This is a genomic window from Paraburkholderia sp. RL17-381-BIF-C, assembly GCF_046026435.1.
GTDB lineage: Bacteria > Pseudomonadota > Gammaproteobacteria > Burkholderiales > Burkholderiaceae > Paraburkholderia.
In genome coordinates, this window is the sequence record NZ_JARESX010000010.1 from 48927 (window position 1) to 72686 (window position 23760).

Here is a 23760-nt window from a genome sequence, read left to right on the forward strand (position 1 = left end):
AGCGTTTCCGGCCCGCCGGCAGCAGGGAGAGTGTTGCAGGTTCGGCGCAGAGTGCTGCGCGTGCTGTCACCTGACCTGCTTTATGTTTACCCGTTTGCGTTTACCCGAATCACTTCTGCTAACTCGTCTTGCTGAATTTTTTGCCGCACTGCGGCGGAGTACACCATGGACCGTATCGATGCCGTTCGCCTTGCCAGTTTCTCCGCTGCCGGCGCGCCGGGCGCCGCTGTCCCATCCGATTCGCCCGCTACCGGCGCGCGGTCCGGGCGGATGGACATCGTTTTTATCGAGGAATTCATCGGTCAGACGATTATCGGTATCGACAGCAGCGAGCAACATGTGCTGCAGCCGGTGAGGATGAACCTCGCGATCGGGGTTCCCGCGATCCGTGCATGCACGACGGATCGTATCGAGGACACGATCAACTATGCGGCGGTACGCAATGCGCTGCATGCGCTGCTCGCCTCGCACGGCGTGCGCCTGCTCGAAGCGCTTGCCGAAGCGGTGGCGCGCCTGCTGATCAACGACTTCGGCGCTCATTGGGTGCGTGTGGCGCTCGCCAAACCCGCCAAGTTCGATGACGTGGCGGCCGTCGGCGTGCAGATCGAGCGGCAGCGCAGCGATATGGCCCAACCGGCCACGAGTCTCGTGGGGTATGCGTCGCTTGGAGCAGGGTTGATTCCGAACTGAGCGCGACAGAGCGGCGCGGCGCCGTTGCCGGCTCCGCGCGCCAAGGCCCTCACACGCCTCACACGCGTCACACGCTCGGCTATTTCGCCGACGCCGTTTTGTCGGAGCCTATTCCGCAACTGTGATAGGCCTCCGTCTGCAACGTGCGGAATTTCTTCGTCTGCGCCTTCGCGTGGTCGACCCGAAATTCCGAGCCGCCTTCGCCGCCCAACGTTGCGTACTTCGAGAACGTCGCCTGAGCGACGAAGTCATCGTAGGACAGCTTGGCGGCCATCTTGTCGATCACGCACGAGCATTTATAGACGTTCACGAAATCGTGCCCGTTGTCGTCCATGCAACTCAACACGTATTCGACGCGGCCCTGCGTCGGGTAGTTGTAGCCCCCCGCCGGGGCAGGCGCCGTGGGCGTGTCGCCGTCCGCCCAGGCGAGCGGTACCGCGAGCGCGATGCAGGCACAGGCCGCCAGCGCACGACATCGTATGGTCATCTCATGCCTCTATCAAAGAGTTCGCGCTTCAGCCCGGGGCCCGCGTAACGGCGGGCGCCCGTCGCATTCACGCGAACTCGCGCACACTCAGTTCGGGGCAAACGGGTGCGCGACGCTGCCCTTCTTCGCCACGACTTCCGCGGCAGTCGGTTCACCGGCAACCGCGCGCTGGATCGCCTCACGCGTTGCCTTGTAGTTGAACTCCTGAATCTTCTTGTCGTCTTCCGCCTGCCAGTGAATGAAGACGCCGACGCACAGGAACAGATCGTCCGCCTCGTCCTTCGGGATCGTGCCGTCCTCGACGCTGTCTGCGACAGCGAGCGCAACGGCGTGCTGCGCGGGGCCGAACATCTGCACGGCCTGTTTGGCGCCCTTGATGGTCACCTTGTTGAACAGAATCGTGTTCGGCTTGGTGAGGAGGTTTGGCGCGATGACGGCAAGTAGCGATGTAAAGCCATCCTTATTATTGGTGAGCGCATTGCAGAATGCGGTTTCCGCAGCCGAACCCCGCGGTCCGATCAGCAAGTCGATGTGTGCGACCTCGTTGCCGTCGCCGACGAGCGACTCTCCTATCAGCACGCGATTGATCTTGGCCATTCTGTTCCTCCGATGAGTGGAATACGGACTTGCTGACTGACATGCCGCCGGTGGCGATCGTATTGCCCGATCGCCGGGCGGCTGGTTGATGCACGGTGGCACTAACTAACAGGATCCGTGCCAGTGCGCGGTTCGCGCCGCTCGCGTGGCGATGCGCCAGCGCTGCAGGCGCAGGCGAGGCAGCCGGCGACGAACAGCGTCGCCACGGTCAGGTCCGCGCTGGTGCCGGGGTTGATCGCGCTCGCCTTCAGTTCGGCATCCCATGCATTGAGCGGTTGAGCCGCCGCGTCAGGGTGCTTTTGCGCGAGCGCGAGGCGCCATTGCGCGTGCCGTTCGCGTGCCGCAAGCGTGACACTCTGCGCCACGGCGCGACCTTGCTTACGCACAATGTGAGAGTCGGGCCAGTGGCCGAGAAAGGTGAGAAACACATTGAGGGTCGCGACGTGCGGCTGATCGGCGGGCATCTCGCGATACGCGGCGAGCCCGGTTTCGAAGATGTCGCGAAAGCCCTCCGCGTATTGACGGGCGATGCTGTCGCGTCCGGCGGCGAGCGTCATCGCCTCGCGCAGGTTGACCGTGGGCGGCTCGTGGACCGATTGCTCGGGGGCTTCGCCGAGACCGCCGGGGTTGGCGAGCGCAATTGCGCGGTACGTGAGGCGCGCGTCGTCGATATCGAGCCGCGCGAGCACGCGTGTGGTCGCCGTGCGCCAGGCGTTGGCCGACAGCGGGCGCACGGTGTCCTCCAGCGCCGCGGCGAGCGGGGCGACGAGCAGCAGGATGCCGAGGTTCGTGTTGCAGCCGACCGCGTCGCGCGTGCGGGTCAGCGCATCGAGCACGCGCTGGCCGACCGGCGCGCCGCGGTTGAGCAGCGCATCGGCGGCGGCCTGCGCGCTAGTGATGAACTGGGCTGCGCGCATGCCGTGGCCGGCGCTTTGCACGCTGACGTTGCCGGGCTTGGGCGTTTCCACATCGAGCCGGCAGGCCGCGAGGAAAGCGGCGTGAACCTCGTCGACTGCGACGGAACAGGGAGGCTCAGCCATGACGTCCATGCAACGCCACGACGGCGGCCTCGCCGGTTTGCGCGGGCTCACTGACGGCGCGGCGCTGCGCGGGCAGCTTGCGCTGCAGCAGGTCGTCGGCGAGCGCCGCGGCGAGATCGACCGGCGTGACCGACTGCAGGCCGCGCCATGCCGCCACGCCGTTCACTTCCAGCACGAGCGGCCGGGCAGCGTCTTGGGGATCGGGAATCAGGTCGACGCCCGCATAGTCGAGTCCGAGTGCCTCGGTGGCGCGCACCGCGGTTTGCGCGAGCGGCAGATCGAGTTCGGCCGCCTCGCATGTCGCGCCTTGCGCGAAGTTATGAATCCAGCCCTTGCCGCCGACCCGCCGCATCGCCGCCACGGCGCGGCCGCCGATCACCAGCACGCGCCAGTCGAAACCCGGGCGGCCGCCATCGATATAGCGCTGTAGATACGCAACCTGCTGATACGGTTTGAGCGAGGGCAGAGGGGCCAGCGCGCCAGCATGGGGGCCGCCCGCGCCGAGCCGTTTGAGTCCGTGGCCTTGCGAGCCGAACAGCGGTTTGAGCACGACGTGGCGTCCGGCCGCCGCTTCGCGCATCAGCACGCGCTGCGCGAATGCCGCCGATTCGCCGGCCCATGTCGCGGGCGTCGGTACGCCGTTGCGGTGCAGCAGAAAACTCGTCATCGATTTATCGACGCTGCGCTCGATCGCGCGCGCGTCGTTGTAGACCGGCACGCCGGACTCGCGCAGCGCATGCAGGATGCCCAGCCGCAACGTGACCTGCTCGAAGGTGCCGCCGGCAATGCCGCGCACGAAAACCGCGTCCGGCAGCGTGTGACCGAAGCCCGGCAGCACCAGGCCATGCGGTTCCCACGTCGTGTCGATCCGGCAATCCGCCAGATCGATGCAGCGTGCTTCCGCGCCGCGCGCGCGGAAGGCTTTTTTCAGGCGTCCGGTATGCCAGCCCGTTTCGTCGGTCATGATCGCGATGCGCAGAGTCGCTCGCGGGGTGACGGATTCGGCGTGAGGCTCGGGGAAGCTCATGGCTTGCCGCCCCATTGGTCGTGCAGCAATGCCGCGTCGACGCGCCCGCCGTGATACGTCGCGCCGCTCTCGAGACTGCTCACCCACACTTCGGCGGGCGCGAACAGCGCGGGATCGATCTGATAGAAGTCGTAATTGAACGACGTGAAGATGTCCGCGAAAGGGCGGCCGTAATCGCGTGAAGTGGAAGCGGGCAATTCCTCGGCGAGCTGTATGGCCACGGCATCGTGCTTTACGGTGAGATGCACGCGGCCGCCGTACAGGATCGCGTCGTTGGTTCGCCCCATTGCCTGAATGCCGTCCGGCGCGGGAGGCGGCAGCGGCGCCGAGCCGCCGCCTTCCACCACCTCGTCCAGCGCGACGCCGAGCACATGCGTTTTGTGCAACGCAACCTCGACGACACGCGCCACCACCTGTACCGTTCCCGCGACAGAGTGTGTCGGCGTGGTAATGAGCGTCAACCGCTCAGGTGCGAGGCCGCAGTCGTGCAGCACCTTGTCGATCACGACCTGCGGCGGCAGGCGATCGACCTCGAGCACCAGCACGCCGCGCTCGTGCCGGTCGCGATAGCCGAGTTCGGCGAACAGCGGCTCCTTCACCGCCAGCGCGCGCGCCGGACCCGAACCGAGCGAGAAGAACTTCTTGCCGCCGGTCTGTTCCTTCGTCGCCGACAGGCTCCAGCCGGCGTACTGGCTGCCGAGGCAGGCGAGCACCGGCCACGAGGTGCGCACTTCGATCATGCTGGGCCACAGCGGCTGCGCGTCCAGGCTTTCGCGCACCGTGACGTGGCCGAGGCCGCCCATGCAGATGCGCGCAATCAGCACGCCGGCCGCGACGCTGCCGGGCGCCGTGACGCCCGCGTCGACCAGCACGGTGCCGTGTTCCGTGTGGGTGATGGCCGCGCCGAAGCGCACGGCGTCCTCGACCAGACGGCTGACGAGACGCTCGCTCAGCGCGTTGACGCTTAGCGCGGCAGCACCGGCGAGCGGCGGCTGCGGAGGTTGCGGCGGTTGCGGCGCGTCAGGAGTGGCATTGGATGAAGGCATAGTCGGGTTCATGACAGGTTTCGATTCGTTGCAGAACGAGCGCATGCTGCGCGGCGAGCGCGTACCGCACGGCGTCCACCGAAGTTGCGCGCACGAGCAGCGTGCAGACCGGGTCGCCGGCGTCGATCCGCATGCCGGGCATGGGCACGTCGCGGCAGAGCGGGTCGCGCAGGCAGGCGTCGCTGAAGGACTGGGAGACGGCGAGCGGACGCGGCGCGAATAGCACCTGTTGACCCGCCCGCCACGGTGACGCAGCGGGCGCGGCCGGGAGGCGGCCGTGGCGCCAGGCTTCGATATGACAGGCGAGCAGGCCGTGCGGCCACGCGTGCGGCGACGCGGTCTCGTAGAGCGTCATCGTCGACGAGGGGCGGGTGTTGATTTCGAGCAGTTCGAACGCGTCGCCGTCGAGCAGAAAGTCGCAGCTATTGATGCCGGTGAGGCCGGTCTGCGCGCTAAGCGCGGCGATGGCCGCGTGCACGCGTGCCACCACGCTCGGCGGCAGATCGATCGGACCGATCGATCCGGTATGAACGAAAGGCAGATGCCCCATTGCGCAGGTGAGTTGCTCCGCGAAGCCAAGCACGCGCGCACTGCCGCGAGCGGCAATGAATAGTGCCGATAGCGAGCGCCCGTCACGTCGGCGCTGGAAATAGGCTTGCGCGGGCACGCGCGCATCGCCGAACGCCGAGGCCGGCTCGATATGGGTGCCGCCGCAACCGTCCGCGCGTTTGACCAGCCATCCTTGCGTGGTAGCGGGCGGCGCGAAGGCGACCGGCGGATGCGGAATATCCAGCGCGTCCAGCAGCGCGAAAAACCGCTGCGGTTCGCGCACCGCGGCGCTCGCTTCCACAGGATTGCCAATGAAGCGGGGCAGGCCGGGTATCGCGCACAAGTGCGCGACGAACGGCTCGAGCCCGCTGCCGTCGATCCAGCCGATGAGGCCCGGCAAACGCGCGGTGCGTTCGAGCGCTGCGGCGAGTTGCTGCCCGTCGATCGCCAATGGCCCGCCGCCAATGTCGAACCACAACTCGGACGCCTCACGGGTATCGCGGTCGCCGAACACATCGAGCGCGGCGACGCGCAGGCCGGCGCGCGCGGCGGACTGCGCGAGCATGCGGGCGGACAGTCCCGCCACGACGACGAACGGCGCGTGCGGGAGCAATGGGCGCGGCTTCATGGCGACTCGGGTCGTGGTAACGCGCGGGTGCGACGCAGCACGCTCAACCGAGGCCAGCCGCGACGGCGCGGGCCTCGTCGAAGGCTTGCGGGAAACCCAGGTAGACCGGCTTGCCGCCGGTGCGCATGCGGATGAAGAGACGATGCTCCACCTGGTATTTGACATTGCCGATCGCCAGCGCGCCGATGCCAATGGCGCCGCCCGCCGTCGGCACGCCTCCGATCGGTTTGCCGTCGTTCATCACGTTGACGCCCGCAATGCCTTCCGGCGGCACGGCGTTCACATCCGCGGCAATCAGCAGATGCCGGGCATGCGCGAGATCCTCGGTGCCGACCACCTGCACGCCGGCGATGGCCGTGGCGAGCACGATTTCGGCCTCGCCCAACGCGGCGCGCAGTTCTGCCGGGGTTGCCGTGCCCACGCCCTTGGTGACGATGCCAAAACGCTGATTGATGTCGTCGCTGACATGCATCGCGCGCGCCGGGTCGCTGTGGCTTGCAATCGACACGTCGGCGCCGAGCGAGGCCGCCATGGCCGCGGCCACACGTCCCACCGCGCCGGTGCCGCCGAGAATCAGCACGCGCTTGCCGCCCAGTTCCATGCCGAAGGCCTTGGCCAGATGCCGCTCTACCAACGCGACGAGCGCGGCGGCGGTCGTGTACGAGCCGCTCGGATCGGCGAACACGGAGACTTCGAACGGCGGCACCATGGCTTTGCGCGCGCTGTCGAGCATGTCGGCCGCGAGCATGACGTCACGCCCGCCGATGAAGATGCCGGTGCGCGACACACCCTTCGGACCACGCGAGAAAATCGCGTCCTGAGTGAGGTTCGCGACCATCCCCGCATCGACGCCGCAGTACGGCACGATGATCTGGTAGCCGGCGTCGGCGGCCATGTTCACGTCGAATGGACTCATCTGCGGCGTGGCCGTGAACATGTGCAGGATATAAGGTCTTTCAGCGGGCTTTTCAGTGGTGTCGGACATGGCGGGCGGCTCGTTTCAGTGACATTTCTCATGCAAGGCGCAAGGGAGGCTCGTGGCGGCGCGGGGTTGTCCGCGGCTGGCGGATCGGCGGGCCGGAACGCGGGACCGAGGCGCATCATGCGGCGTCGATGTGCTGCTGCTGCCGTGCTTCGGCGGAGCGCACCGTCGCGCCGCGATTGCGTCCGGTGACGATCGTGCATTCGATGTGCGGCAGTCCGCGCGTGGCCTCGCGTGCCGTGGCGAGCGCAGCTTCGGCCTCGCGCGCGTTGGCGACGATCGCAAAGCCCGTCGGTCCCCACGAGGTCTGGCCGATGCCCGCGGTTCGCTCGGCGGCCACGGCGCGCAGCGCGCGCTCGACATCGGGGCTCGCGAACACGCCGCCTTGCACGGGCGCGAAGTATTCGCCGATGGTTTGCTGCATCTGCGTCAGACCCTGCGCAAAGGGCACGATGTTGCGCTCCGCGGCGCCCGGCAGAATCTTCATCAGCACGAGGTGGCACAAATGCGCGGCGAGTTGTTGCGGAAACGGCGCGAGCGCGGCGAGGCCGCGGCGCTCTTCAGCACCGTGCAGGCCCTCGCGGGCGTTGTCGCTGACAAGCAGCACGCGCCAGCTATCGGGAAACGTCTGGCGCGCGAGCAGAGGCGGCACGCCCGCATGCAGATCGCCGGACGGTCCCCCGTCCACCAGCAGGCCGCCGGAGTCGAAACCGAGTACGCCGATGCCCGAACGGGCGCCGCGTCCGAGCAGACTGGCAAGCTCGGCTGTGGTCGCCACGTGGCCGAGCAGACGAACGAAGGCGCTGCCCACGGCGAGCGAGAGTTGCGTGCCCGATCCCATGCCGCTGTGCGCGCGCGGCGTGCGGATCACTTCGATCGCGACGGGCGTCGGGTCATAGGCCGCGTGCAGCCGTTCCAGACAGATCGCAATGCGCTCGCGTTCCGCATCGGTCACCACACCGTCGATCCGGTCGCGCTCGGCGAGCCGCGCTTCGACGCGGGTGCCCGCGCCGTCGATGACCAGCCCGAGACTGCCGAACGCGCGTCCGAGCGAGGCGTTCGGATCGAGAAACCCCAGATGCAGCCGCGCGGGCGCGTCGACCGACACGGTGGCTTGAGGCGGAAGGCGGCGAACGTGAAGCTGCATCGCGAGTGTCCTTGTTCGTGCTTGAGTGGCCGCGCATGACTTGCAGTGCATGAGTTGCCGTGCATGAGTTGCCGTGCATGAGCGGGCATACTCGAAGAGGCCGCCGCGGCGACCGCGCGTGCCGCGGCGCGGCGGCCCGGCGGGGGACTTCAAGCGAAACCCGTACCAGGCCCGCGGCGAGCGGCGGCGCGCTTCAATCGCTCGGGGTGGTTTTCGGCTTGTCGTACTTGATATATCGGAAGCGTTGATCGTCCGTCGGCGTGCCTTCGAGGGGCCCGCCTTCAGTGCCCGGCTGCCACTGAATGAACGACTCGATCTTGCCGGCGAGCGCGAAGTCCTTGTCCGTGATGCCTTTTGCGGAATGCGTCTTGAGCTTCACGGTGACGAATGCGTAGGAGACCGTGAGATCAGGGTGATGCCAGGCCGCTTCCGCGAGATGGCCCACCGCGTTCACGACCATCAAAGTTCCTTTCCAGCCTTCGGTGCGGTATTTGCGCCGCAGCCAGCCGTCTTCCAGATACCAGTGCTGTAGCGGGCCGACGAGGCGTTGCTGGATCTCCTCGTCGGAGTAGACCTGTTCTGCGTTTGCCATGACCGTTGCTCCACACGTGTTGGAACCACCCTTAACCACATGATGCGCTGCAAATGACAGGCCAGTGAACGGGTCGCGCCCTGGGTGCGCGCGTTCTGTTGCTGCCTGCTTCGCGACGGACACGCTTCGTACCGGCGCGTGACACAGTATGTCCCACCCGGGGCGGCGCAGCCGTTGCGGCCACGCTGCCGATGCGCGGCACGCTTCGCCCCGCGGCGCGCCCGGACGAGCTTCTGGCGGCGAAGGATGCGCACGGTGGTTCGATTCCGGCATGGAATATGCGTTGGCCGTCATGCGCCATAAAGCCCGGCAACGATCGGGAAGCGGCGCTGATCGTTACCCGCATTCGAGGAGGCGCGCCCGATGCGACGAGGTAGCGTGGGTCATTCGTGAGTTGAACAGCAAGACCATTCTGGAGGAGACATGAACTTACGCACCACGGTTCTTGGGCTCGCGATCCTCGCGTCGGCAGCCTTGAGTTCTTTCGTTGCACAGGCCGACTCGCAGCTCGACGGGCTCATGAAGAATCCGTCCAACTGGGCGGCGCAGGCGGGTGATTATGCCAACCGTCGCTATAGCCCACTCAAGCAGATCAACGAAAACAACGTCGGGAAACTACAGGTCGCCTGGACCATGTCGACCGGCGTGCTGCGCGGCCACGAAGGCTCGCCGCTCGTGATCGGCGACACCATGTATATCCACTCGCCGTTCCCTAACAAGGTCATTGCCATCAACCTGAAGGATCAAACGTTCATCTGGCAGTACCTGCCGAAGCAGGACGAGTCGGTGGTCTCCGTGATGTGCTGCGATACCGTCAACCGCGGGCTCGCCTATGGCGACGGCAAGATCTTCCTGCAGCAGGCGGATACCAAACTCGTCGCGTTGAACGCGAAAACCGGCGATGTGGTCTGGACCGCGCAAAACGGCAATCCCAAGGCAGGTGAAACCAACACCAACGCGCCGCACGTGTTCGGCGACAAGGTGCTGACCGGCATCTCCGGCGGCGAGTTCGGCGTGCGCGGGCGTCTCATTGCGTATGACATCAAGACCGGCAAGCCGGCCTGGACGGCCTACAGCACGGGTCCGGACAAGGACATGCTGATCGATCCCGACAAGACGACGACCTATGCCGACGGCAAGATGGTGCCGGTGGGCGCGGACTCGTCGCTGAAGTCGTGGAAGGGGGATCAGTGGAAACTGGGCGGCGGCACCACCTGGGGCTGGTACGCGTGGGATCCGAAACTCAACCTTGTCTACTACGGCACCGGCAATCCGGGTACATGGAACCCGACGCAACGTCCGGGCGACAACAAATGGTCGATGTCGATCTTCGCGCGTGATCTGAACACCGGTCAGGCCAAGTGGGTCTACCAGATGACGCCGCACGACGAGTGGGACTATGACGGCGTGAATGAAATGATCCTGTCGGACCTGTCGATCGACGGCAAGAAGGTTCCGGCTATCGTCCACTTCGACCGTAACGGTTTCGGCTACACGTTGAATCGCGAATCCGGACAACTGCTGGTTGCGCAGAAGTTCGATCCGGCGGTGAACTGGGCTGATCACGTCGATATGAAGAGCGGCAAGCCGATTCGCAACGCGGCCTATTCGACGCAGGCAGCCGGCTCGGATCACAACGTGAAGGGCATCTGTCCGGCGGCGCTCGGCTCGAAGGACCAGCAGCCGGCAGCGTTCGACCCGGGCTCGAGCTTGTTCCTCGTTCCGACCAACCACGTCTGCATGGACTACGAGCCGTTCGATGTCGACTACGTGTCGGGCCAGCCGTATGTGGGCGCCACGCTGTCGATGTATCCGGGCCCGAACGACAACAACTCGATGGGTAACTTCATTGCCTGGGATGCTTCGAAGGGCAAGATCGTCTGGTCCAAGCCGGAGCGGTTCTCGGTATGGTCGGGCGTGCTCGCGACCGCGGGCGGCGTGGCCTTCTACGGCACGCTGGAAGGCTACATCAAGGCAGTGCGCATCAAGGACGGCAAGGAACTGTGGCGCTTCAAGACACCGTCGGGAATCATCGGCAACGTGTTTACCTACGAGTATCAGGGCAAGCAGTTCATCGGCGTCTATTCGGGTATTGGCGGCTGGGCCGGTATCGGCATGGCGGCGGGCCTCGAGAAGTCGAATGAAGGCCTCGGCGCGGTGGGCGGTTATCGCGAGCTTGCGAAGTACACGGCACTGGGCGGCACGCTGTTCGTGTTCGCCATTCCCGGCGGCAACAGCTGAACGGCCGGGTCGGGTTGAAACGCGCGGCCGGTTTGCCCTGTGAAGGTTCGGGCAGCCGGCAGCGCCTTCGATCACACGAGTCGTCTACGAGTTATCCGGGCCGCGCCTTTTCGTCTACGCGTCGATGAAACGCGCGAGGCGCGGCCCCACTTTGAAGGAGACATGTGCATATGAAAGGCCGATCAATCTTGTTGCGGGCGGCTCTGCCCGCCTTTTTCATCGTACTGCCCGCTGCGTTCGCCCAGACCAATCCCGCGATTGCCCAGGTGGCGTACAAGGTGGTCGATGGCAGCAAGGTCGACAGCAATACGCTGCAAGGATGGAAGACCTGGCGCGCGCTGGCCTGCGAACGCTGTCACGGCGCGCAGCAGCAGGGCATGGTCGGACCGTCGCTGGTCGAAGCGTTCAAGACGCTGGACAAAACGGAGTTTCACCGCACCGTATTCGGCGGCCGGGTCGACAAGGGCATGCCCGACTTCAGTTCGAGCCAGATGATGCAGAAGAACTGGGAGAACCTTTACGCCTATCTGAAAGGGCGCTCCGACGGCCAGATCAAGCCCGGCGATCTGCAGGCCATCGACGCGAAATAGCGCCCGCGTCTCTACTTCAGGAGGTTATCGATGCGTCATGGCAAACGAATGCCCACGCACGTCGCGCTCGTCGCCGCCGCGCTGTGCTACGCGGTGATGGCAGGCGGCGCGGTGCGTGCCGAAGGCGAGGCAATGCCGAATAACGATGGCGCCGACGGCGTGCTGCGAGTCTGTGCGGACCCGAACAACATGCCTTTGTCCAACAACAAAGGCGAAGGTTACGAGAACCGGATTGCAAGCCAGATGGCGAGCGATTTCGGCTACAAGCTCGAGTACACCTATTTTCCGCAGCGCATGGGCTTCGTGCGTCACACGTTGCGCGAGAAGGTGCCCGAGACGGAGCGCTACAAGTGCGACCTGATCATCGGCGTGCCGAAAGGCTACGACATGACCTCCACGACGCAGCCCTACCTGCGTTCCACGTATGCGATGGTGTTTACCAAGCGGCCTGAACTCGCCGGCATCAACACGCCGGACGATCTGCTCAAGTTGCCGCCGGACCAGTTGCACAAACTGCGCTTCGGCATTTTTTCGCAGACGCCCGCGGTCGACTGGCTGCTCAGTCATGACCTGATCGATCAGGCGGTTTCGTATCAGGTGCAAAGCGGCGATCCGCAAGAATATCCCGGCCAGATGATCGAAAAGGATCTGCAGGCGGGCAATGTCGATGTGGTGTTCCTGTGGGGGCCGATTGCGGGTTACTTCGCCAAGCGTTCCGGCGATACGGTCAAGCTCGTGCCATTCCCCGCCACGCCGGGGATCCGCTTTGACTATACGATCTCGATGGGCGTGCGCTACGGCGAGAAAGCGTGGAAGGACAAGGTCGATCAATGGATCGGCGCGAACCACGACAAGATCGACAGCATTCTCACGAGTTACGAAGTGCCGCTTCTGAAGCCCGTCGACACGCCGGCCGGCAAGCCCGCGGACGGGTCGCCATGAAGGGTGCGCGAATGCGGTTGCGCCGCGCGTGGCGGCAAGTGCTTGCGGTGGGTGTCACGTGCGTGGCGTGTGGGATGCATGCCGCGGCGTTTGCCGCGAACGCCGATGAAATCTCGGCCGCCGAGCGGCTCATCTTCACGACGGATCATTTGCAGGGCGTGCAGCAGCAGACCGAGCTCGACTACACGTTCCTCAGCTCGAATCAACCGGCGCACAGCACGGACGTCGTCAAGGTGCTGGTGCTCAGCGCGGACAATGCCAAAGGCGATGCCCAGGTGTCCGATCACAGCGGAGCCGTGCCCTTGCCGAATGCCGGGTTGCAGTGCAATCCGGTGATCATCTATTTCCTCGAACGCGATATCACGGAGATGCAGAACCTGACCGGCGGGCAACGGCGCTACTTCCAGCAGCGTCTGCGGCTCGCGCTCGCCGCGGGGCCGAAGATCGAGACGGTGACCAGTCAGATCGGCGGCAAGACGGTCAAGGCCCGGCAGATCGTCGTGCAGCCGTATCTGGGAGACCCCAATGCTGAACGCTTCGCGCAATACACCGGCAAGCGCTATACGTTCCTGATCGCGGATTCGCTGCCCGGCCGGGTTGCGCTGATCCGCACCGACGTGCCCGGCGCGAACAACGATTTTGCACATCCGGTGCAGACCGAGACGCTCAGCTTCCAGGCGGCGTTGCAAAAACTGCCGTCGCCGCCGCACGCGCCGCACGCGCCGACTACGCCGGTGAAGCCTTCCGACGCGCCTCGCGCGAGCCGTTAGCGAGGCCGCGCCAAGGTGAATTTCATCCGCTCGCTGACCTTGCGTCAGTTGCAGATCTTTGTGGTGGCGAGCCGGTACACGAGCTTCGCACGGGCCGCGGAGGAACTGCATCTGACTCAGCCGGCGGTGTCGATGCAGATTCATCAGCTCGAAGAGGCGGTGGGTCTGCGGCTGTTCGAGCGGATTGCGCGCAAGCTCACGTTGACCGAAGCGGGTGAAATGCTCAGCCACCACGCGAGCCGCATTCTAGGCGAGATCAAGGATGCCGAAGACGCGATGACCTCGCTGAAGCAGGCCGATAGCGGCTCGATCGCGGTGGGTATAGTCAGTTCCGCGACATACTTCGCGCCGAAGCTGCTCGCCATGTATTCGCACCTGTACCCCAAGGTCGATGTGCACTTTTCCGTCGGCAATCGCGACGCGCTGCTACGCCTCTTGCAGGACAATGCGATCGACCTCGCCATCATGGGTCGGCCGCCGCCGGAACTCGACACCACGACCGAGCCGCTCGCGTGGCATCCGCAAGTGGTGATCGCGCCGCTCGACCATCCGTTATGCGGCGCGCGGCGCTTTGATCTGCAGGAACTGCGCGGCGATACGTTCCTGCTGCGCGAGCCCGGTTCGGGTACGCGCATGGCGGCCGAGGAAATGTTCAGGCAGCATCTCTTCACGCCCGCGAAGGTCGTCACGCTCGGCAGCAACGAAACGATCAAACAGGCGGTCATGGCCGGCATGGGGGTGAGTCTGATTTCCCTGCATACGCTGCTGCTGGAACTGCGTACCAAGGAAATTGCGTTGCTCGACGTGAACGGCACGCCGATCGAACGGACGTGGCAAGTCGTGCATTTGCGGGCCAAACAACTGTCGCCGACCTGCACGGTGTTCCGGCAGTTCCTGCTGGAGCAGGCCGCCGTTTATCTGGAGCGCGAGTATGCGCCATACACCACGTTGCCCGCGAAATCAGGAGTGGTGAGATGAGCATGACAGGACGTGGGGCGTTTGTGCGATACGTGCCGTACGTGCGATACGTGCGGACCCTCGGCGTGATCTGCGTGGCGCTCGCGTGCCCGCAGGCGTTCGGCGCGCCGACCTCGATCGCGGTCATGGATTGCGTGCTGATCGACGATAACGCGGCCTATAACGATGCCGCGACCAACCGCATCCAGCAAGCGCGCATCGAAATGGTCAGCGAGTCGCTGCGCGAGCAGTTGCGCGACACCCAGCGCTATCGTGTCGCCGACAATGCGCCCGCCACCGGTCTGATCGCCGAACTCGGCGCGTCGCAAGATCTGAACGCGTGCGCTGACTGTGCGCGGCAGGTGGGACGCAAACTCGGCGTCGAACAGGTCGGCCGGTGCTGGGTCCAGAAAGTCAGCAACCTGATTCTGAATATCAACCTGCATGTCGAAGATGTCGCGAGCGGCGCAACCGTCTTCCAGCGTTCGGTCGATATCCGCGGCAATACCGACGTATCCTGGCGCCGCGGCGCAGCGGCGCTGGCCGGACTGCTTGCCGGCAGTGCGGCGGCGGGTTCGGCAGCGAGCGGCATTTCACCGTGAGAGGGTCCGGGATTCTTCAGCGGCGGCACACTGTGTACTCGAATACGTGACACGTTGACATCGTTCCTCGCGCGGGCGCGCCTGCTGCGCCCGGCAGCGTACTGGCACAGAGTATGCGGCGACGTCCGCGCATAGCCATGAGAAGCACATTCATTTGGTGGGTTCATGACGAGCCCGCGCCTGAATTGTCTGCTATAGGGGATTGCATCGATGGGTGCTGGCGAATTGCTTCAGGACTGGCGCGTGCATGCGCTGCAGATCGAAGATGAAGTCTCGCGCGTCGTGATCGGCCAGCCGCAGATCATCCGTCTCATCACCGTCGCCCTGTTTGCCCGCGGTCATGTGCTCCTCGAAGGCGGAGTCGGTGTCGGCAAGACAACCGTATTGCGCGCGTTTGCGCGGGTGGTGGGCGGGGAGTTCGAACGCGTGGAAGGCACCATCGATCTGATGCCCGGCGATCTCGTCTATCACACGTACGTCGACGCCGAGGGCAGGCCGCGCATCGACCCCGGTCCGCTGCTTCGACACGGCGAGGGGCTGAGCACGTTCTTTTTCAACGAGATCAATCGCGCGCGCCCGCAGGTTCAGTCGCTTCTGTTGCGCGCGATGGCGGAGCGTTCGGTGTGGGCGTTCGATCGCGAATTCCGCTTTCCGCATATGACGGTCTTCGCCGACCGCAACAAGGTCGAGAAGGAAGAGACCTTCGAGCTTGCATCGGCCGCGCGCGATCGCTTCCTGTTCGAGTTGGGCATGCCCACGCCGACCGAGCCCGACGTGCGGCGGGCGCTGGTATTCGATCCGACGTTCCATGACGTCGACATGCTGCTTGCGCGACTGCCGCCCGCGATCGTTCCATGGGAACAGTTGAACCAGGTCGGCGCGGTCATTCAGGAGAGTGTGCAGTCGAGTGAGACGATCGAGCGCTACGTTCTGGATATCTGGCAGGCAACGGAGACGCCACAGCGTTTCGGCATTGCGCTGGAGGGCGTCGATATGGATCGCCTCATTCTGGCGGGCGCGAGCCCTCGCGGCATGAGCGCGCTGCTGCGCGCCGCGCGCGTGGTGGCGTGGCTGGCCGGCCGTACGCATCTTGTGCCCGAGGATATTCATGCGGTGCTGATGCCGGCGCTGGGGCATCGCGTGTTCTTCACGCCGATCTACGAACTGCGCCGCCAGGAGCTCGCCGAAGCGCTCACGGCGCAAATCATGAACAGGCTGGCCGTACCCTGAGCCATGAACGCGACCCCCGAATTTCACTACCGTTTGCCGATGCGCGCAGGCGGTTCTCGTCCCGGCTCGCATCCGGGATCGAGCTTCGGCGCCGGCCAGGAATTCGCAATGCATGGCCGCCTTTTCGACTACCCGGATCCGCGCCGCCTGGATTTGCGCGCCAGCGTGCGCGCCGCACGCTCCGAATGGCTGGTGCGGGTTCACTTGCAGCGCGCTGCGGTGCCGGTGCAGGTGATCGTCGATGTTTCCGCTTCCATGCACTTCGGCACGCGCCAGACGAAATTGCAGGTTGCCGCCGACTTTGTCGAGGCGTTGGGATATAGCGCGTTTCGCGTCGGCGATCAGCTGGGCATGCTCGCCTTCGATAACGCCGCGCGTGACGATCTATTCATGCCGGCGCGATACGGGCGGGGCGTCGGCAACCTGCTCGCGACGATGTTGCGTGACAGCACGAGCGACACAGCCGGAAGCGGCGGCATTGCCGGACTGCAACGCGCCGCTTCGACGCTGGCCGGGCGGCGCGCGCTGATCTTCCTTGTTTCCGATTTTCACTGGCCGCTCGCGGAATTGCCCGCCGCACTCGACTTGCTGGTTCATGCCTGTGTGGTGCCGATGGTGGTTTGGGATACCGCTGAGATCGCACCCCCGCACGGCGCGCCGCTGCTTGCGGTCCGTGACGCCGAGTCCGCCCGGCAGCGCACGCTATGGCTGCGTGGCAGCGTGCGCGCGCGTTGGCGCGAGGCTGTCGCGCGGCGGCGTGCTGAACTCGCGACGATGTTCGGCAAGCGTGGCATGCAGCCGTTTTACATCGAGAGTGCTTTTGATCCAGAGGCGATGTCGCGCTATTTTCTGGAGACGATCGCATGAGACTCGATGGGCGCTGCGCTGGCAGATCATATAGTTCGCTGCGCGGGACATCTGTCGCGAAGAGGTTTGTCTCTTCGCTAGCGTGGTTGTTGGTGGTGGTGTTGGCACCGATGCCGTTAATGAGCGTCGCCGCAGGGCCGGCCGTTGTGTTTCAGCCAACGGTTCAACAGCCGCGCGCATTCGGCCACCTGCTCGGCGATATCCTCACGCAACGCATTCTGCTGTCCGCCGGCGATCACGATGCGGGTTCGGTGGCGCCGCCTTCCGTCGGCCGCACTGACGAGTGGCTGGAACGGAGGCCCGCCCGGTTCGAAACCGGTGCCGACGGTCGTCGCTGGATGGTAATCGACTACCAGATCGTCAACGTCGCGCCCACGCTCACCAGGATTGCTCTGCCGGCGTTGACATTGACCTCGGCGTCCGGCGCGACGCTGCAGGTCGCGGAGTGGCCGCTCAGCATCGGCCCGACGACACAGGTCGATGCCTTCGATGCCGGTGACCTGCAACTGATGCGGCCTGACCGGCAGGCTCCTGCGCTACCGACCGCGCCGCTGCGGCGGCAGGCGAGTTTCGCGCTTGGCCTGCTACTGCTGACGCTGCTGTCGTGGGCGGGTTGGTGGCGGTGGCGCAACTGGCGCGAGTCGGCGCGGTTGCCGTTTGCGCGCGCGTGGCGGCAGATGCGGCGGCTGAACCCGCCGAACGCGGACACGTCCGCCGATGCATGGCTCTGCCTGCACCGCGCACTGAATGAAACAGCGGGCCATGTCGTTCACGCGGGTTCTTTGCCCAGCCTGTTCGCGCGAGCGCCGTATTTGCAGCCGCTACGCACGCAACTCGAACAGTTCTATCAGCAATCGACCGAGCGCTTCTTCACGCCTGCACCGGTGCTCGCCCGTTATCCGCTGCGAGGGCTGTGCCGCGCACTGTATCGCGCAGAGCAGCGCCATCAGCGATGAACACGGCATTCGACTTCGCCTATCCGTGGCTGCTTGTTCTCGGGCCGTTAGCCGCGCTGCCGTTGTTGCCGCGACGCGGCGACACGCTGGCCTTCTCCTGGGTCGCATGGCTTCCGGAGGATCGCGTCGGGCAATGGCTCGGCTTCGTCGTGCGGGGCAGTGCCGTGCTGGCGATGGCGGCGATTGTGGTTGGCCTCGCCGGCCCGGGACGCTCGCAACGACAAGTGCTGCGTACCGGCAGCGGAGCCCAGATCCTGATCCTGATGGACCGCAGTGCGAGCATGGACGAAACGATGAATAGCAAAGGCGTGGAGTCGCCGGCGGGTGAATCGAAGAACAAGGTGGCGCGCGCTTCGTTGACGAACTTCGTGGCTCAACGGCCCAACGACCGGCTTGCGTTCATGATGTTCGGCACGAGCTCGGTGCTGGCGATGCCGTTTACCTACGACTCCCGTGCGATCGAAGCCGCGATTGCAGGTACGGCGGTGGGTCGCGGCATGCCGGACACGCAACTCGACCATGGGTTGCTGGCGGCCATCGGCGAGTTCAATGGCTGGGCATCGTCGGGGCGCCGGGCGATCGTGCTCGTCTCGGACGGTGGTGCGAGACTCGACGCGGAAGTACGGCGCCTCATTCAGGATGGACTGATGCGCAACCAGATCGCGCTTTACTTTATCTACTTGCGCAGCGGCACCTACAGTCCCGATCTGAACGCTGCGGTTCCCGCGAGTGAGTCTTCGGCCGAAGCCGAGTTGCATCGCTTCTTCCTCTCGCTGAAGACCCCGTACCGGCTTTTTCAGGCCGGCGATGCGCGAGCGATGAAGGACGCGATGGCCGAGATCAATCGCCAGCAAAACGCGCGGACTTCGTTTGTCGAGCATTTGCCACGGCAGGATCTCAGCCCGTATTGTTTCGCGCTCGCGCTGGCCGGTTGTGCGCTGTTGCTGGCTTTGCGGCTGCTTCAGGTGCGGGCCTGGTCATGAAGCGCGCGTCGATTCATCTCATCTTCGCGGCCGTCGCGCTGTGTTGCGCCGGTGTCGCGGCGTATGACGGGGTTCGCCTGCGGCACGCGCAGCACGTCAATGAGGCCGTCGCGGCAGTCGCGGCTGAAACAGCCAAAACAGCCGGCAAAGCGGCCGCGACAGGCGCTCCGCGCGACGAACAGGGTCGACGCGAGGACGGCCAGGTTCGACTCGCGCGCGCCATCGCGTTGTCGAACGCGGGTGCCTACGACAGGGCAGGCCCGCTCTTCGAGGACCTGATCCGCGACGGGCAATCTGGCGAGGTAGGGCGCGCGGCGCTGTTCGATCTTGGCAACATGTACCTGCGTGAGAGCATGGGCGACAGCCGCTCCGGCACGGTCCGGTCGGCCGCCATGATCGAGGAGGCCAAGGCGCGCTACCGGACCTTGCTGCGTGCCGCGCCGGACGATTGGGATGCGCGCTATAACCTCGAACGGGCGCTGTGGCTCGCGCCTGAAACGCACTCTACGGCGGAATCGCCGGAGGTCAAGTCGCAGCACAACGTCAAGGTGAGCGATCCGCAGAGCAAGGATCTGCCATGAGATTCGGCGCGCCGAAGCGTGGGCTTTCCGGACGGCGGCACTGGACGACGCCCGTGGCGCTCGTGTTGTTGATCGCAGCGGTCGCCATGCCTCGCGTGATACTCCCACGCAATACGTTCAGCTACATCGTCACCTTCGACATTACGCAGAGCATGGATGTCGAGGACATCGCACTGAATGACGCACCGGTGAGCCGCCTGGCGTTCGCGCGGGCTGCGGCGCGCGACGCGCTGGGGCGATTCCCATGCGGGTCGAAGCTTGGGTGGAGTGTGTTCACCGGTCAGCGGACGTTGCTGTTGCTGCCGCCCGTCGAAGTCTGCAGCAACTACGATGCGTTACTGTCCTCGCTCGACAGGATCGACTGGCGAATGCGCTGGACCAACTGGAGCCGCATTGCCGAGGGCGGCGTCTATTCCGCGGTTCGCGTGGCGCAGGACATCGGTCATGGCGCGGCCGTCGTGTTCGTCACCGATGGACAGGAGGCGCCGCCAATCCTGCCTTCGGATGCACCGGCGCGGGACATCAACCCCGCTCAGGTCAAGGGCTGGCTGATCGGCGTTGGTGGCGATCAGGCCGCGCCCATTCCGCGCACCGATGCAGACGGCCGGCGTGACGGCTACTGGCAGGCAGAGGACGTGATTCAGGTACCCACGCGGCCGGGATCCGAAACGCGGGCGGAAAGCCACGAGGAGCTGTCCGAATTGCACGGGCACTACCTTGCCGCCGTGGCCGAACAGATCGGCTTCGGATATCGCCGCCTGTCGAGCACTGCGTCCTTGAGCGAGGCCCTGCTCGATGCGCGATTCGCTCACCGCGAACCGGTGCCGACGGATTTGCGCTGGTGTCCCGCGCTGCTCGCGTTGCTGTTGCTCGCCTGGCGATTCGCACCGGAGTTCCACTCGTCGACGCGTCGCGTGAGCGCCGGACGTGCGAACTCGTCATACGGGTAAATCCGCTCTGCTCATTACCTGCCGAGGGTCTGGAAAATTTGGAGCGTATCGCCTACGCTTAAGCGAGCCGGCCTTTTGGGGCGAGGGCATGACCTTCGCCCGTCTGTGCGCAGCCGACCCATTCTGACAAAGCAATCAACGGTTCTAAATCGTACGCTTTTGTTGTTTGAGAGGGTTGTGCCATCCTGCTTTTCTACGCCATTGCTGGCGTGGATGAATGCCGCACTCCAGTGCTGAAATTCTTGAACAATAAAAAGCCAAGGAGACGCTCATGCCATTCGTTCGCATTCCAGATGCTATTGGTCTTTCCCTGCTCGCCATTGCATTCGGCCTACCCTCTGCTTTTGCCGCTGACGAAGTTCAGAACACTTCGACTACGACGAGCTCACCCGTGCCGTCGACGCTGCAGCCTGTAAGTCAGGATCAACTCGACAAGGCGGCCACCACGTCCAACGACTGGCTGCTTTCGAACGGTTCCTACGCGCAGACGCGCTACTACCGCGGCGCACAAATCAACAAGACGAACGTGGCGAAGCTCAGACCGGCTTTCATCTTCCAGACAGCCGTCAACGAGTCGATGGAAACGGCGCCAATCGTATCGAATGGTGTGATGTTCATTACCACCTCGTTTAACCACGTGTATGCGGTCGACGCGGTCACGGGCAAGGAGTTCTGGCATTACAAGCACAAGATGGGCTCGGTCACGACGTTTTGTTGCGGGCCCAACAATCGCGGCGTAGCTATAGCCGGCGACCGGCTCTTCATGGGCACGCTCGATGCGAAACTCGTCGCGCTCGACGCGAAAACCGGCAACGTGCTGTGGCAAACGCAAATTGCCGATCCCGATCAGGGCTACTCGGAAACGATGGCGCCGACGGTCGTCGACGGCAAGGTGCTGATTGGCACGAACGGCGGCGAATATGGCATTCGCGGGTTCCTCAAAGCGTTCGATGCAAACTCCGGTCAATTGCTGTGGACGTTCTATACGATTCCGGAAACCGGCCAGGAAGGCGTGTGGGCCACGAAAGATGCGACTGGCCGCGACGAGAAACGCGATATCGATGCCGAGAAAAAACAGCTCGCCGCGAAGGGGGGTGATTTCTACAAGACGCTCGGCGGCGGTGTGTGGATGGCGCCCGCCGTCGATCGGCAAACGCATACGGTGTTCTTCGTGGTGGGCAATCCCTCGCCGGACCTGTATGGCGCAATCCGCCCGGGAGACAACCTCTATACGGATTCACTCGTCGCGATCGATCTGGACAGCGGCAAGTACAAATGGCACTACCAGTATGTGCCGCATGACGTGTGGGATCTCGACGCCGTGAGCCCGCCGATGCTGATCGACGTGCGCGACACCAACGGCAAGATGATTCCGGGCGTGGTGCACGGCGGCAAGACCGGCCACGTGTACGTTCACGATCGCGCCACCGGGCGGCTGATCCGCTATTCGCAGGCGATGATTCCCCAGGAGAACATGTGGACGTTGCCGACAGCCGCGGGCGCGCGGATGCTGCCCGGCGCGAACGGCGGAGTCGAGTGGTCGCCAATGGCGTTCGATCCGCAAACGCGCCTCGTGTATGCGGCCAATCTGCATCAACCGATGACGTATCAGGTCGAGGACGCGGCCTATCCGGGTGGCAGCAAGCTCTGGCTGGGCGGCGCGTTCAAGACGATCGCGGCCGAACAGCAATGGGGCAAACTCTCCGCGGTCAACGTCGATACGGGTAAGGTGGCGTGGGACTTCAAGACCGAACAACCGCTGATAGGCGGCGTGCTGGCGACGGCGGGCGGTCTCGTATTCAACGGCGAAGGCAACGGCCTGTTCCGCGCATTCGATTCCGCCACCGGCAAGAAGCTCTGGGAGTTCCAGTGCGGCGCCGGCGTCAATGCGCCCGCGGTGTCGTACATGGTGCACGGTAAGCAATACGTCGCGGTCGCGGCGGGCGGCAATACCCAGCTCGACTTCAAGCGCGGCAACACCGTGGTGGTTTTTGCACTGCCATGACGATGCGCATGCCGATGCTACGGGGAACACGGGGAGCGGCGCGCCGCTCATGGACGGCATGGCTGTGCGGTTGGTTCGCCGCCGCATGGCTGCCGTTGAACGCGCACGCCGACGCCGAGGCGGGCAAAGCGAAAGCGCAGGTGTGCGTGGCCTGTCATGGGCCGATGGGCAATTCGACCAATCCGGACTATCCGATTCTCGCAGGTCAGAGCGCGCGCTATCTCTATCTGCAACTCAAGGACTTCAAGGAAGGGCGGCGCAGCGACCCGCGCATGTCGCCGATGGCGGCGAACCTTTCGCGCGACGACATGCAGGATCTGGCTGATTACTTCGCCGCGCAAAAGCTGGTGTCCGTTCCATTCAAGGCGGATAGCGCCAGCATCGAAGCCGGAAAGAATAAAGCTGCCGAGGTGTTATGCACGATGTGCCACCTGGGCGGCTTTTCTGGTCAGAACGAGATTCCACGCGTCTCGGGTCAACTGTATCCGTACATCGTCAAGCAAATGCAGGACTTCCGTTCGCATACGCGGACCAACGACGCCGGCAACATGGCCAGTGTGACCCGCAATCTGACAGACGACGACATTCGCAATCTCGCCGCATACATCAACAATCTCCAGTAGTAGGGAGGCGATGCCGTGAAACAAACTCTCATCCGTACCACTGCTGTTGTCGCGTTGCTTGCGGGCGCATTCGGGGCATGCGTGCCCGCGCATGCGCAAGACGACGGAGAAATAAACAGGCAACTGCTTGCGGCCGCGAAAGACGGAGACGAGCCGTCGGCTCTCGCGGCGCTTCAACGCGGGGCCGCAGTGGATGCCATGACCCGCATCGGCGACACTGCGCTAATTACCGCGTGCAAAAAAGGCGACGTGCGAACGGCGCGCATGCTGATCGAACATGGCGCGAACGTTCAGCACGCCAGCGCGCCGGGCGTCACACCGTTGATGGCCGCGGCGTACGGCGGCTTTGATGAAATCGTCGCGCTGCTGCTGGCGCACGGCGCCGATCCGCTTGCCACGGATCGCATCGGCAAGACTGCGATGGAGTATGCGGCCGGCCAGGGACAGTCGAAAGTGGTGAGTCAACTGCTCGATGCCGGGGTCGACGTGAATCGTCCTTATAAGAACGACCTCACTGCGCTGATGTGGGCTGCGGGATACGATCGCGCGGATACTGTCCGGCTGCTGATCGCACGCGGCGCGAATCGGGCGATGAAGGACAATCGGGGATTGACGGCGAAAGATATCGCGGTGCAGACGAAGTCGGATCAGGTGGCTCGTCTGTTATCTGCCGGATAG

General features: G+C 64.7%; 25 protein-coding genes. 16 read left to right on the plus strand and 9 right to left on the minus strand.

All coding sequences use genetic code 11. The features are described 5' to 3' along the window. Positions 1-165: 165 nt before the first annotated feature. On the plus strand, positions 166-690 hold the full coding sequence (locus P0D70_RS09240) for a dihydroneopterin aldolase (protein ID WP_408184212.1): 525 nt from the start codon (positions 166-168) through the stop codon (positions 688-690). 79 nt (positions 691-769) lie between these two features. On the opposite strand, the gene P0D70_RS09245 is transcribed toward P0D70_RS09240, so the two are convergent. From P0D70_RS09245 to P0D70_RS09285, 9 genes are all read right to left on the minus strand, one after another. Then, positions 770-1177 (minus strand): hypothetical protein, encoded by a 408-nt coding sequence (locus P0D70_RS09245; RefSeq protein WP_408184213.1) that lies wholly within the window; start codon positions 1175-1177, stop codon positions 770-772. A gap of 87 nt (positions 1178-1264) precedes the next feature. Beyond that, on the minus strand, positions 1265-1774 hold the full coding sequence (fae, locus tag P0D70_RS09250) for a formaldehyde-activating enzyme (protein ID WP_091803533.1): 510 nt from the start codon (positions 1772-1774) through the stop codon (positions 1265-1267). Positions 1775-1875: 101 nt separating this feature from the next. Continuing rightward, positions 1876-2814, minus strand: a complete 939-nt coding sequence (locus P0D70_RS09255) for a triphosphoribosyl-dephospho-CoA synthase (RefSeq protein WP_408184214.1) — start codon at positions 2812-2814, stop codon at positions 1876-1878. After that, on the minus strand, positions 2807-3841 hold the full coding sequence (locus P0D70_RS09260; protein ID WP_408184215.1) for an ATP-grasp domain-containing protein: 1035 nt from the start codon (positions 3839-3841) through the stop codon (positions 2807-2809). Before P0D70_RS09260 ends, P0D70_RS09255 begins: the two co-directional genes overlap by 8 nt. Continuing rightward, on the minus strand, positions 3838-4887 hold the full coding sequence (mch, locus tag P0D70_RS09265) for a methenyltetrahydromethanopterin cyclohydrolase (RefSeq protein ID WP_408184216.1): 1050 nt from the start codon (positions 4885-4887) through the stop codon (positions 3838-3840). Before mch ends, P0D70_RS09260 begins: the two co-directional genes overlap by 4 nt. Continuing rightward, positions 4862-6064 (minus strand): ATP-grasp domain-containing protein, encoded by a 1203-nt coding sequence (locus P0D70_RS09270; RefSeq protein WP_408184217.1) that lies wholly within the window; start codon positions 6062-6064, stop codon positions 4862-4864. Before P0D70_RS09270 ends, mch begins: the two co-directional genes overlap by 26 nt. Positions 6065-6107: 43 nt before the next feature. Next, positions 6108-7049: an NAD(P)-dependent methylenetetrahydromethanopterin dehydrogenase gene (locus P0D70_RS09275; protein WP_408184218.1), complete on the minus strand. Its 942-nt coding sequence runs from the start codon at positions 7047-7049 to the stop codon at positions 6108-6110. A 115-nt stretch (positions 7050-7164) separates the two neighbouring features. Continuing rightward, the gene (locus tag P0D70_RS09280) at positions 7165-8193 is read right to left on the minus strand and encodes a beta-ribofuranosylaminobenzene 5'-phosphate synthase family protein (protein ID WP_408184219.1); all 1029 of its coding nucleotides are present in this window, start codon (positions 8191-8193) and stop codon (positions 7165-7167) included. A gap of 193 nt (positions 8194-8386) precedes the next feature. Then, on the minus strand, positions 8387-8785 hold the full coding sequence (locus tag P0D70_RS09285; protein WP_408184220.1) for a 4a-hydroxytetrahydrobiopterin dehydratase: 399 nt from the start codon (positions 8783-8785) through the stop codon (positions 8387-8389). A gap of 423 nt (positions 8786-9208) precedes the next feature. Between P0D70_RS09285 and P0D70_RS09290 the strand changes: the two genes are divergently transcribed. The 15 genes from P0D70_RS09290 to P0D70_RS09360 all read left to right on the plus strand — a co-directional run bounded on the left by P0D70_RS09290 (position 9209) and on the right by P0D70_RS09360 (position 23760). Continuing rightward, complete coding sequence (locus P0D70_RS09290) at positions 9209-11026, plus strand: methanol/ethanol family PQQ-dependent dehydrogenase (RefSeq protein ID WP_408184221.1); 1818 nt, start codon at positions 9209-9211, stop codon at positions 11024-11026. A gap of 170 nt (positions 11027-11196) precedes the next feature. Next, positions 11197-11616, plus strand: coding sequence for a c-type cytochrome (locus P0D70_RS09295; RefSeq protein ID WP_091803505.1), 420 nt, complete (start codon positions 11197-11199; stop codon positions 11614-11616). 30 nt (positions 11617-11646) lie between these two features. Next, on the plus strand, positions 11647-12558 hold the full coding sequence (locus tag P0D70_RS09300) for a substrate-binding domain-containing protein (protein WP_408184222.1): 912 nt from the start codon (positions 11647-11649) through the stop codon (positions 12556-12558). Continuing rightward, positions 12555-13328 carry a hypothetical protein gene (locus P0D70_RS09305; protein ID WP_408184223.1) on the plus strand — a complete coding sequence of 258 codons (774 nt, stop codon included), beginning with the start codon at positions 12555-12557 and terminating at the stop codon, positions 13326-13328. The genes P0D70_RS09300 and P0D70_RS09305 overlap by 4 nt, the downstream gene beginning before the upstream one ends. Positions 13329-13343: 15 nt before the next feature. Beyond that, positions 13344-14306, plus strand: coding sequence for a LysR family transcriptional regulator (locus P0D70_RS09310; protein WP_091803496.1), 963 nt, complete (start codon positions 13344-13346; stop codon positions 14304-14306). Then, a complete protein-coding gene (locus P0D70_RS09315; RefSeq protein WP_408184224.1) occupies positions 14303-14887 on the plus strand; it encodes a DUF3280 domain-containing protein in 585 nt (194 codons plus the stop codon). The genes P0D70_RS09310 and P0D70_RS09315 overlap by 4 nt, the downstream gene beginning before the upstream one ends. 210 nt (positions 14888-15097) lie before the next feature. Beyond that, positions 15098-16117 carry an AAA family ATPase gene (locus P0D70_RS09320; RefSeq protein ID WP_408184225.1) on the plus strand — a complete coding sequence of 340 codons (1020 nt, stop codon included), beginning with the start codon at positions 15098-15100 and terminating at the stop codon, positions 16115-16117. A 3-nt stretch (positions 16118-16120) separates the two neighbouring features. Next, positions 16121-16984 (plus strand): DUF58 domain-containing protein, encoded by an 864-nt coding sequence (locus P0D70_RS09325; RefSeq protein WP_408184226.1) that lies wholly within the window; start codon positions 16121-16123, stop codon positions 16982-16984. 119 nt (positions 16985-17103) lie between these two features. Continuing rightward, the gene (locus P0D70_RS09330) at positions 17104-17940 is read left to right on the plus strand and encodes a calcium incorporation protein MxaA (protein WP_408184227.1); all 837 of its coding nucleotides are present in this window, start codon (positions 17104-17106) and stop codon (positions 17938-17940) included. Continuing rightward, positions 17937-18923, plus strand: a complete 987-nt coding sequence (locus P0D70_RS09335) for a vWA domain-containing protein (protein ID WP_408184228.1) — start codon at positions 17937-17939, stop codon at positions 18921-18923. The genes P0D70_RS09330 and P0D70_RS09335 overlap by 4 nt, the downstream gene beginning before the upstream one ends. Continuing rightward, positions 18920-19504 carry a tetratricopeptide repeat protein gene (locus P0D70_RS09340; protein WP_408184229.1) on the plus strand — a complete coding sequence of 195 codons (585 nt, stop codon included), beginning with the start codon at positions 18920-18922 and terminating at the stop codon, positions 19502-19504. The genes P0D70_RS09335 and P0D70_RS09340 overlap by 4 nt, the downstream gene beginning before the upstream one ends. Then, entirely contained in the window at positions 19501-20454 is a 954-nt protein-coding gene (locus P0D70_RS09345; protein WP_408184230.1) for a vWA domain-containing protein, read from the plus strand. The genes P0D70_RS09340 and P0D70_RS09345 overlap by 4 nt, the downstream gene beginning before the upstream one ends. Before the next feature lie 271 nt (positions 20455-20725). Continuing rightward, a complete protein-coding gene (locus P0D70_RS09350; protein ID WP_091803476.1) occupies positions 20726-22459 on the plus strand; it encodes a pyrroloquinoline quinone-dependent dehydrogenase in 1734 nt (577 codons plus the stop codon). 2 nt (positions 22460-22461) lie between these two features. After that, positions 22462-23082: a c-type cytochrome gene (locus P0D70_RS09355; RefSeq protein ID WP_408184259.1), complete on the plus strand. Its 621-nt coding sequence runs from the start codon at positions 22462-22464 to the stop codon at positions 23080-23082. Positions 23083-23097: 15 nt separating this feature from the next. Continuing rightward, positions 23098-23760 (plus strand): ankyrin repeat domain-containing protein, encoded by a 663-nt coding sequence (locus tag P0D70_RS09360; protein ID WP_408184231.1) that lies wholly within the window; start codon positions 23098-23100, stop codon positions 23758-23760.

Excerpts from the sequence above, each read along its gene's own strand:
- P0D70_RS09240 (WP_408184212.1), top strand. The coding sequence starts at position 166 with ATGGACCGTATCGATGCCGTTCGCCTTGCCAGTTTCTCCGCTGCCGGC.
- P0D70_RS09245 (WP_408184213.1), bottom strand. The coding sequence starts at position 1,177 with ATGACCATACGATGTCGTGCGCTGGCGGCCTGTGCCTGCATCGCGCTC.
- fae (WP_091803533.1), bottom strand. The coding sequence starts at position 1,774 with ATGGCCAAGATCAATCGCGTGCTGATAGGAGAGTCGCTCGTCGGCGAC.
- P0D70_RS09255 (WP_408184214.1), bottom strand. The coding sequence starts at position 2,814 with ATGGCTGAGCCTCCCTGTTCCGTCGCAGTCGACGAGGTTCACGCCGCT.
- P0D70_RS09260 (WP_408184215.1), bottom strand. The coding sequence starts at position 3,841 with ATGAGCTTCCCCGAGCCTCACGCCGAATCCGTCACCCCGCGAGCGACT.
- mch (WP_408184216.1), bottom strand. The coding sequence starts at position 4,887 with ATGCCTTCATCCAATGCCACTCCTGACGCGCCGCAACCGCCGCAACCT.
- P0D70_RS09270 (WP_408184217.1), bottom strand. The coding sequence starts at position 6,064 with ATGAAGCCGCGCCCATTGCTCCCGCACGCGCCGTTCGTCGTCGTGGCG.
- P0D70_RS09275 (WP_408184218.1), bottom strand. The coding sequence starts at position 7,049 with ATGTCCGACACCACTGAAAAGCCCGCTGAAAGACCTTATATCCTGCAC.
- P0D70_RS09280 (WP_408184219.1), bottom strand. The coding sequence starts at position 8,193 with ATGCAGCTTCACGTTCGCCGCCTTCCGCCTCAAGCCACCGTGTCGGTC.
- P0D70_RS09285 (WP_408184220.1), bottom strand. The coding sequence starts at position 8,785 with ATGGCAAACGCAGAACAGGTCTACTCCGACGAGGAGATCCAGCAACGC.
- P0D70_RS09290 (WP_408184221.1), top strand. The coding sequence starts at position 9,209 with ATGAACTTACGCACCACGGTTCTTGGGCTCGCGATCCTCGCGTCGGCA.
- P0D70_RS09295 (WP_091803505.1), top strand. The coding sequence starts at position 11,197 with ATGAAAGGCCGATCAATCTTGTTGCGGGCGGCTCTGCCCGCCTTTTTC.
- P0D70_RS09300 (WP_408184222.1), top strand. The coding sequence starts at position 11,647 with ATGCGTCATGGCAAACGAATGCCCACGCACGTCGCGCTCGTCGCCGCC.
- P0D70_RS09305 (WP_408184223.1), top strand. The coding sequence starts at position 12,555 with ATGAAGGGTGCGCGAATGCGGTTGCGCCGCGCGTGGCGGCAAGTGCTT.
- P0D70_RS09315 (WP_408184224.1), top strand. The coding sequence starts at position 14,303 with ATGAGCATGACAGGACGTGGGGCGTTTGTGCGATACGTGCCGTACGTG.
- P0D70_RS09320 (WP_408184225.1), top strand. The coding sequence starts at position 15,098 with ATGGGTGCTGGCGAATTGCTTCAGGACTGGCGCGTGCATGCGCTGCAG.
- P0D70_RS09325 (WP_408184226.1), top strand. The coding sequence starts at position 16,121 with ATGAACGCGACCCCCGAATTTCACTACCGTTTGCCGATGCGCGCAGGC.
- P0D70_RS09330 (WP_408184227.1), top strand. The coding sequence starts at position 17,104 with ATGAGCGTCGCCGCAGGGCCGGCCGTTGTGTTTCAGCCAACGGTTCAA.
- P0D70_RS09335 (WP_408184228.1), top strand. The coding sequence starts at position 17,937 with ATGAACACGGCATTCGACTTCGCCTATCCGTGGCTGCTTGTTCTCGGG.
- P0D70_RS09340 (WP_408184229.1), top strand. The coding sequence starts at position 18,920 with ATGAAGCGCGCGTCGATTCATCTCATCTTCGCGGCCGTCGCGCTGTGT.
- P0D70_RS09345 (WP_408184230.1), top strand. The coding sequence starts at position 19,501 with ATGAGATTCGGCGCGCCGAAGCGTGGGCTTTCCGGACGGCGGCACTGG.
- P0D70_RS09350 (WP_091803476.1), top strand. The coding sequence starts at position 20,726 with ATGCCATTCGTTCGCATTCCAGATGCTATTGGTCTTTCCCTGCTCGCC.
- P0D70_RS09355 (WP_408184259.1), top strand. The coding sequence starts at position 22,462 with ATGCGCATGCCGATGCTACGGGGAACACGGGGAGCGGCGCGCCGCTCA.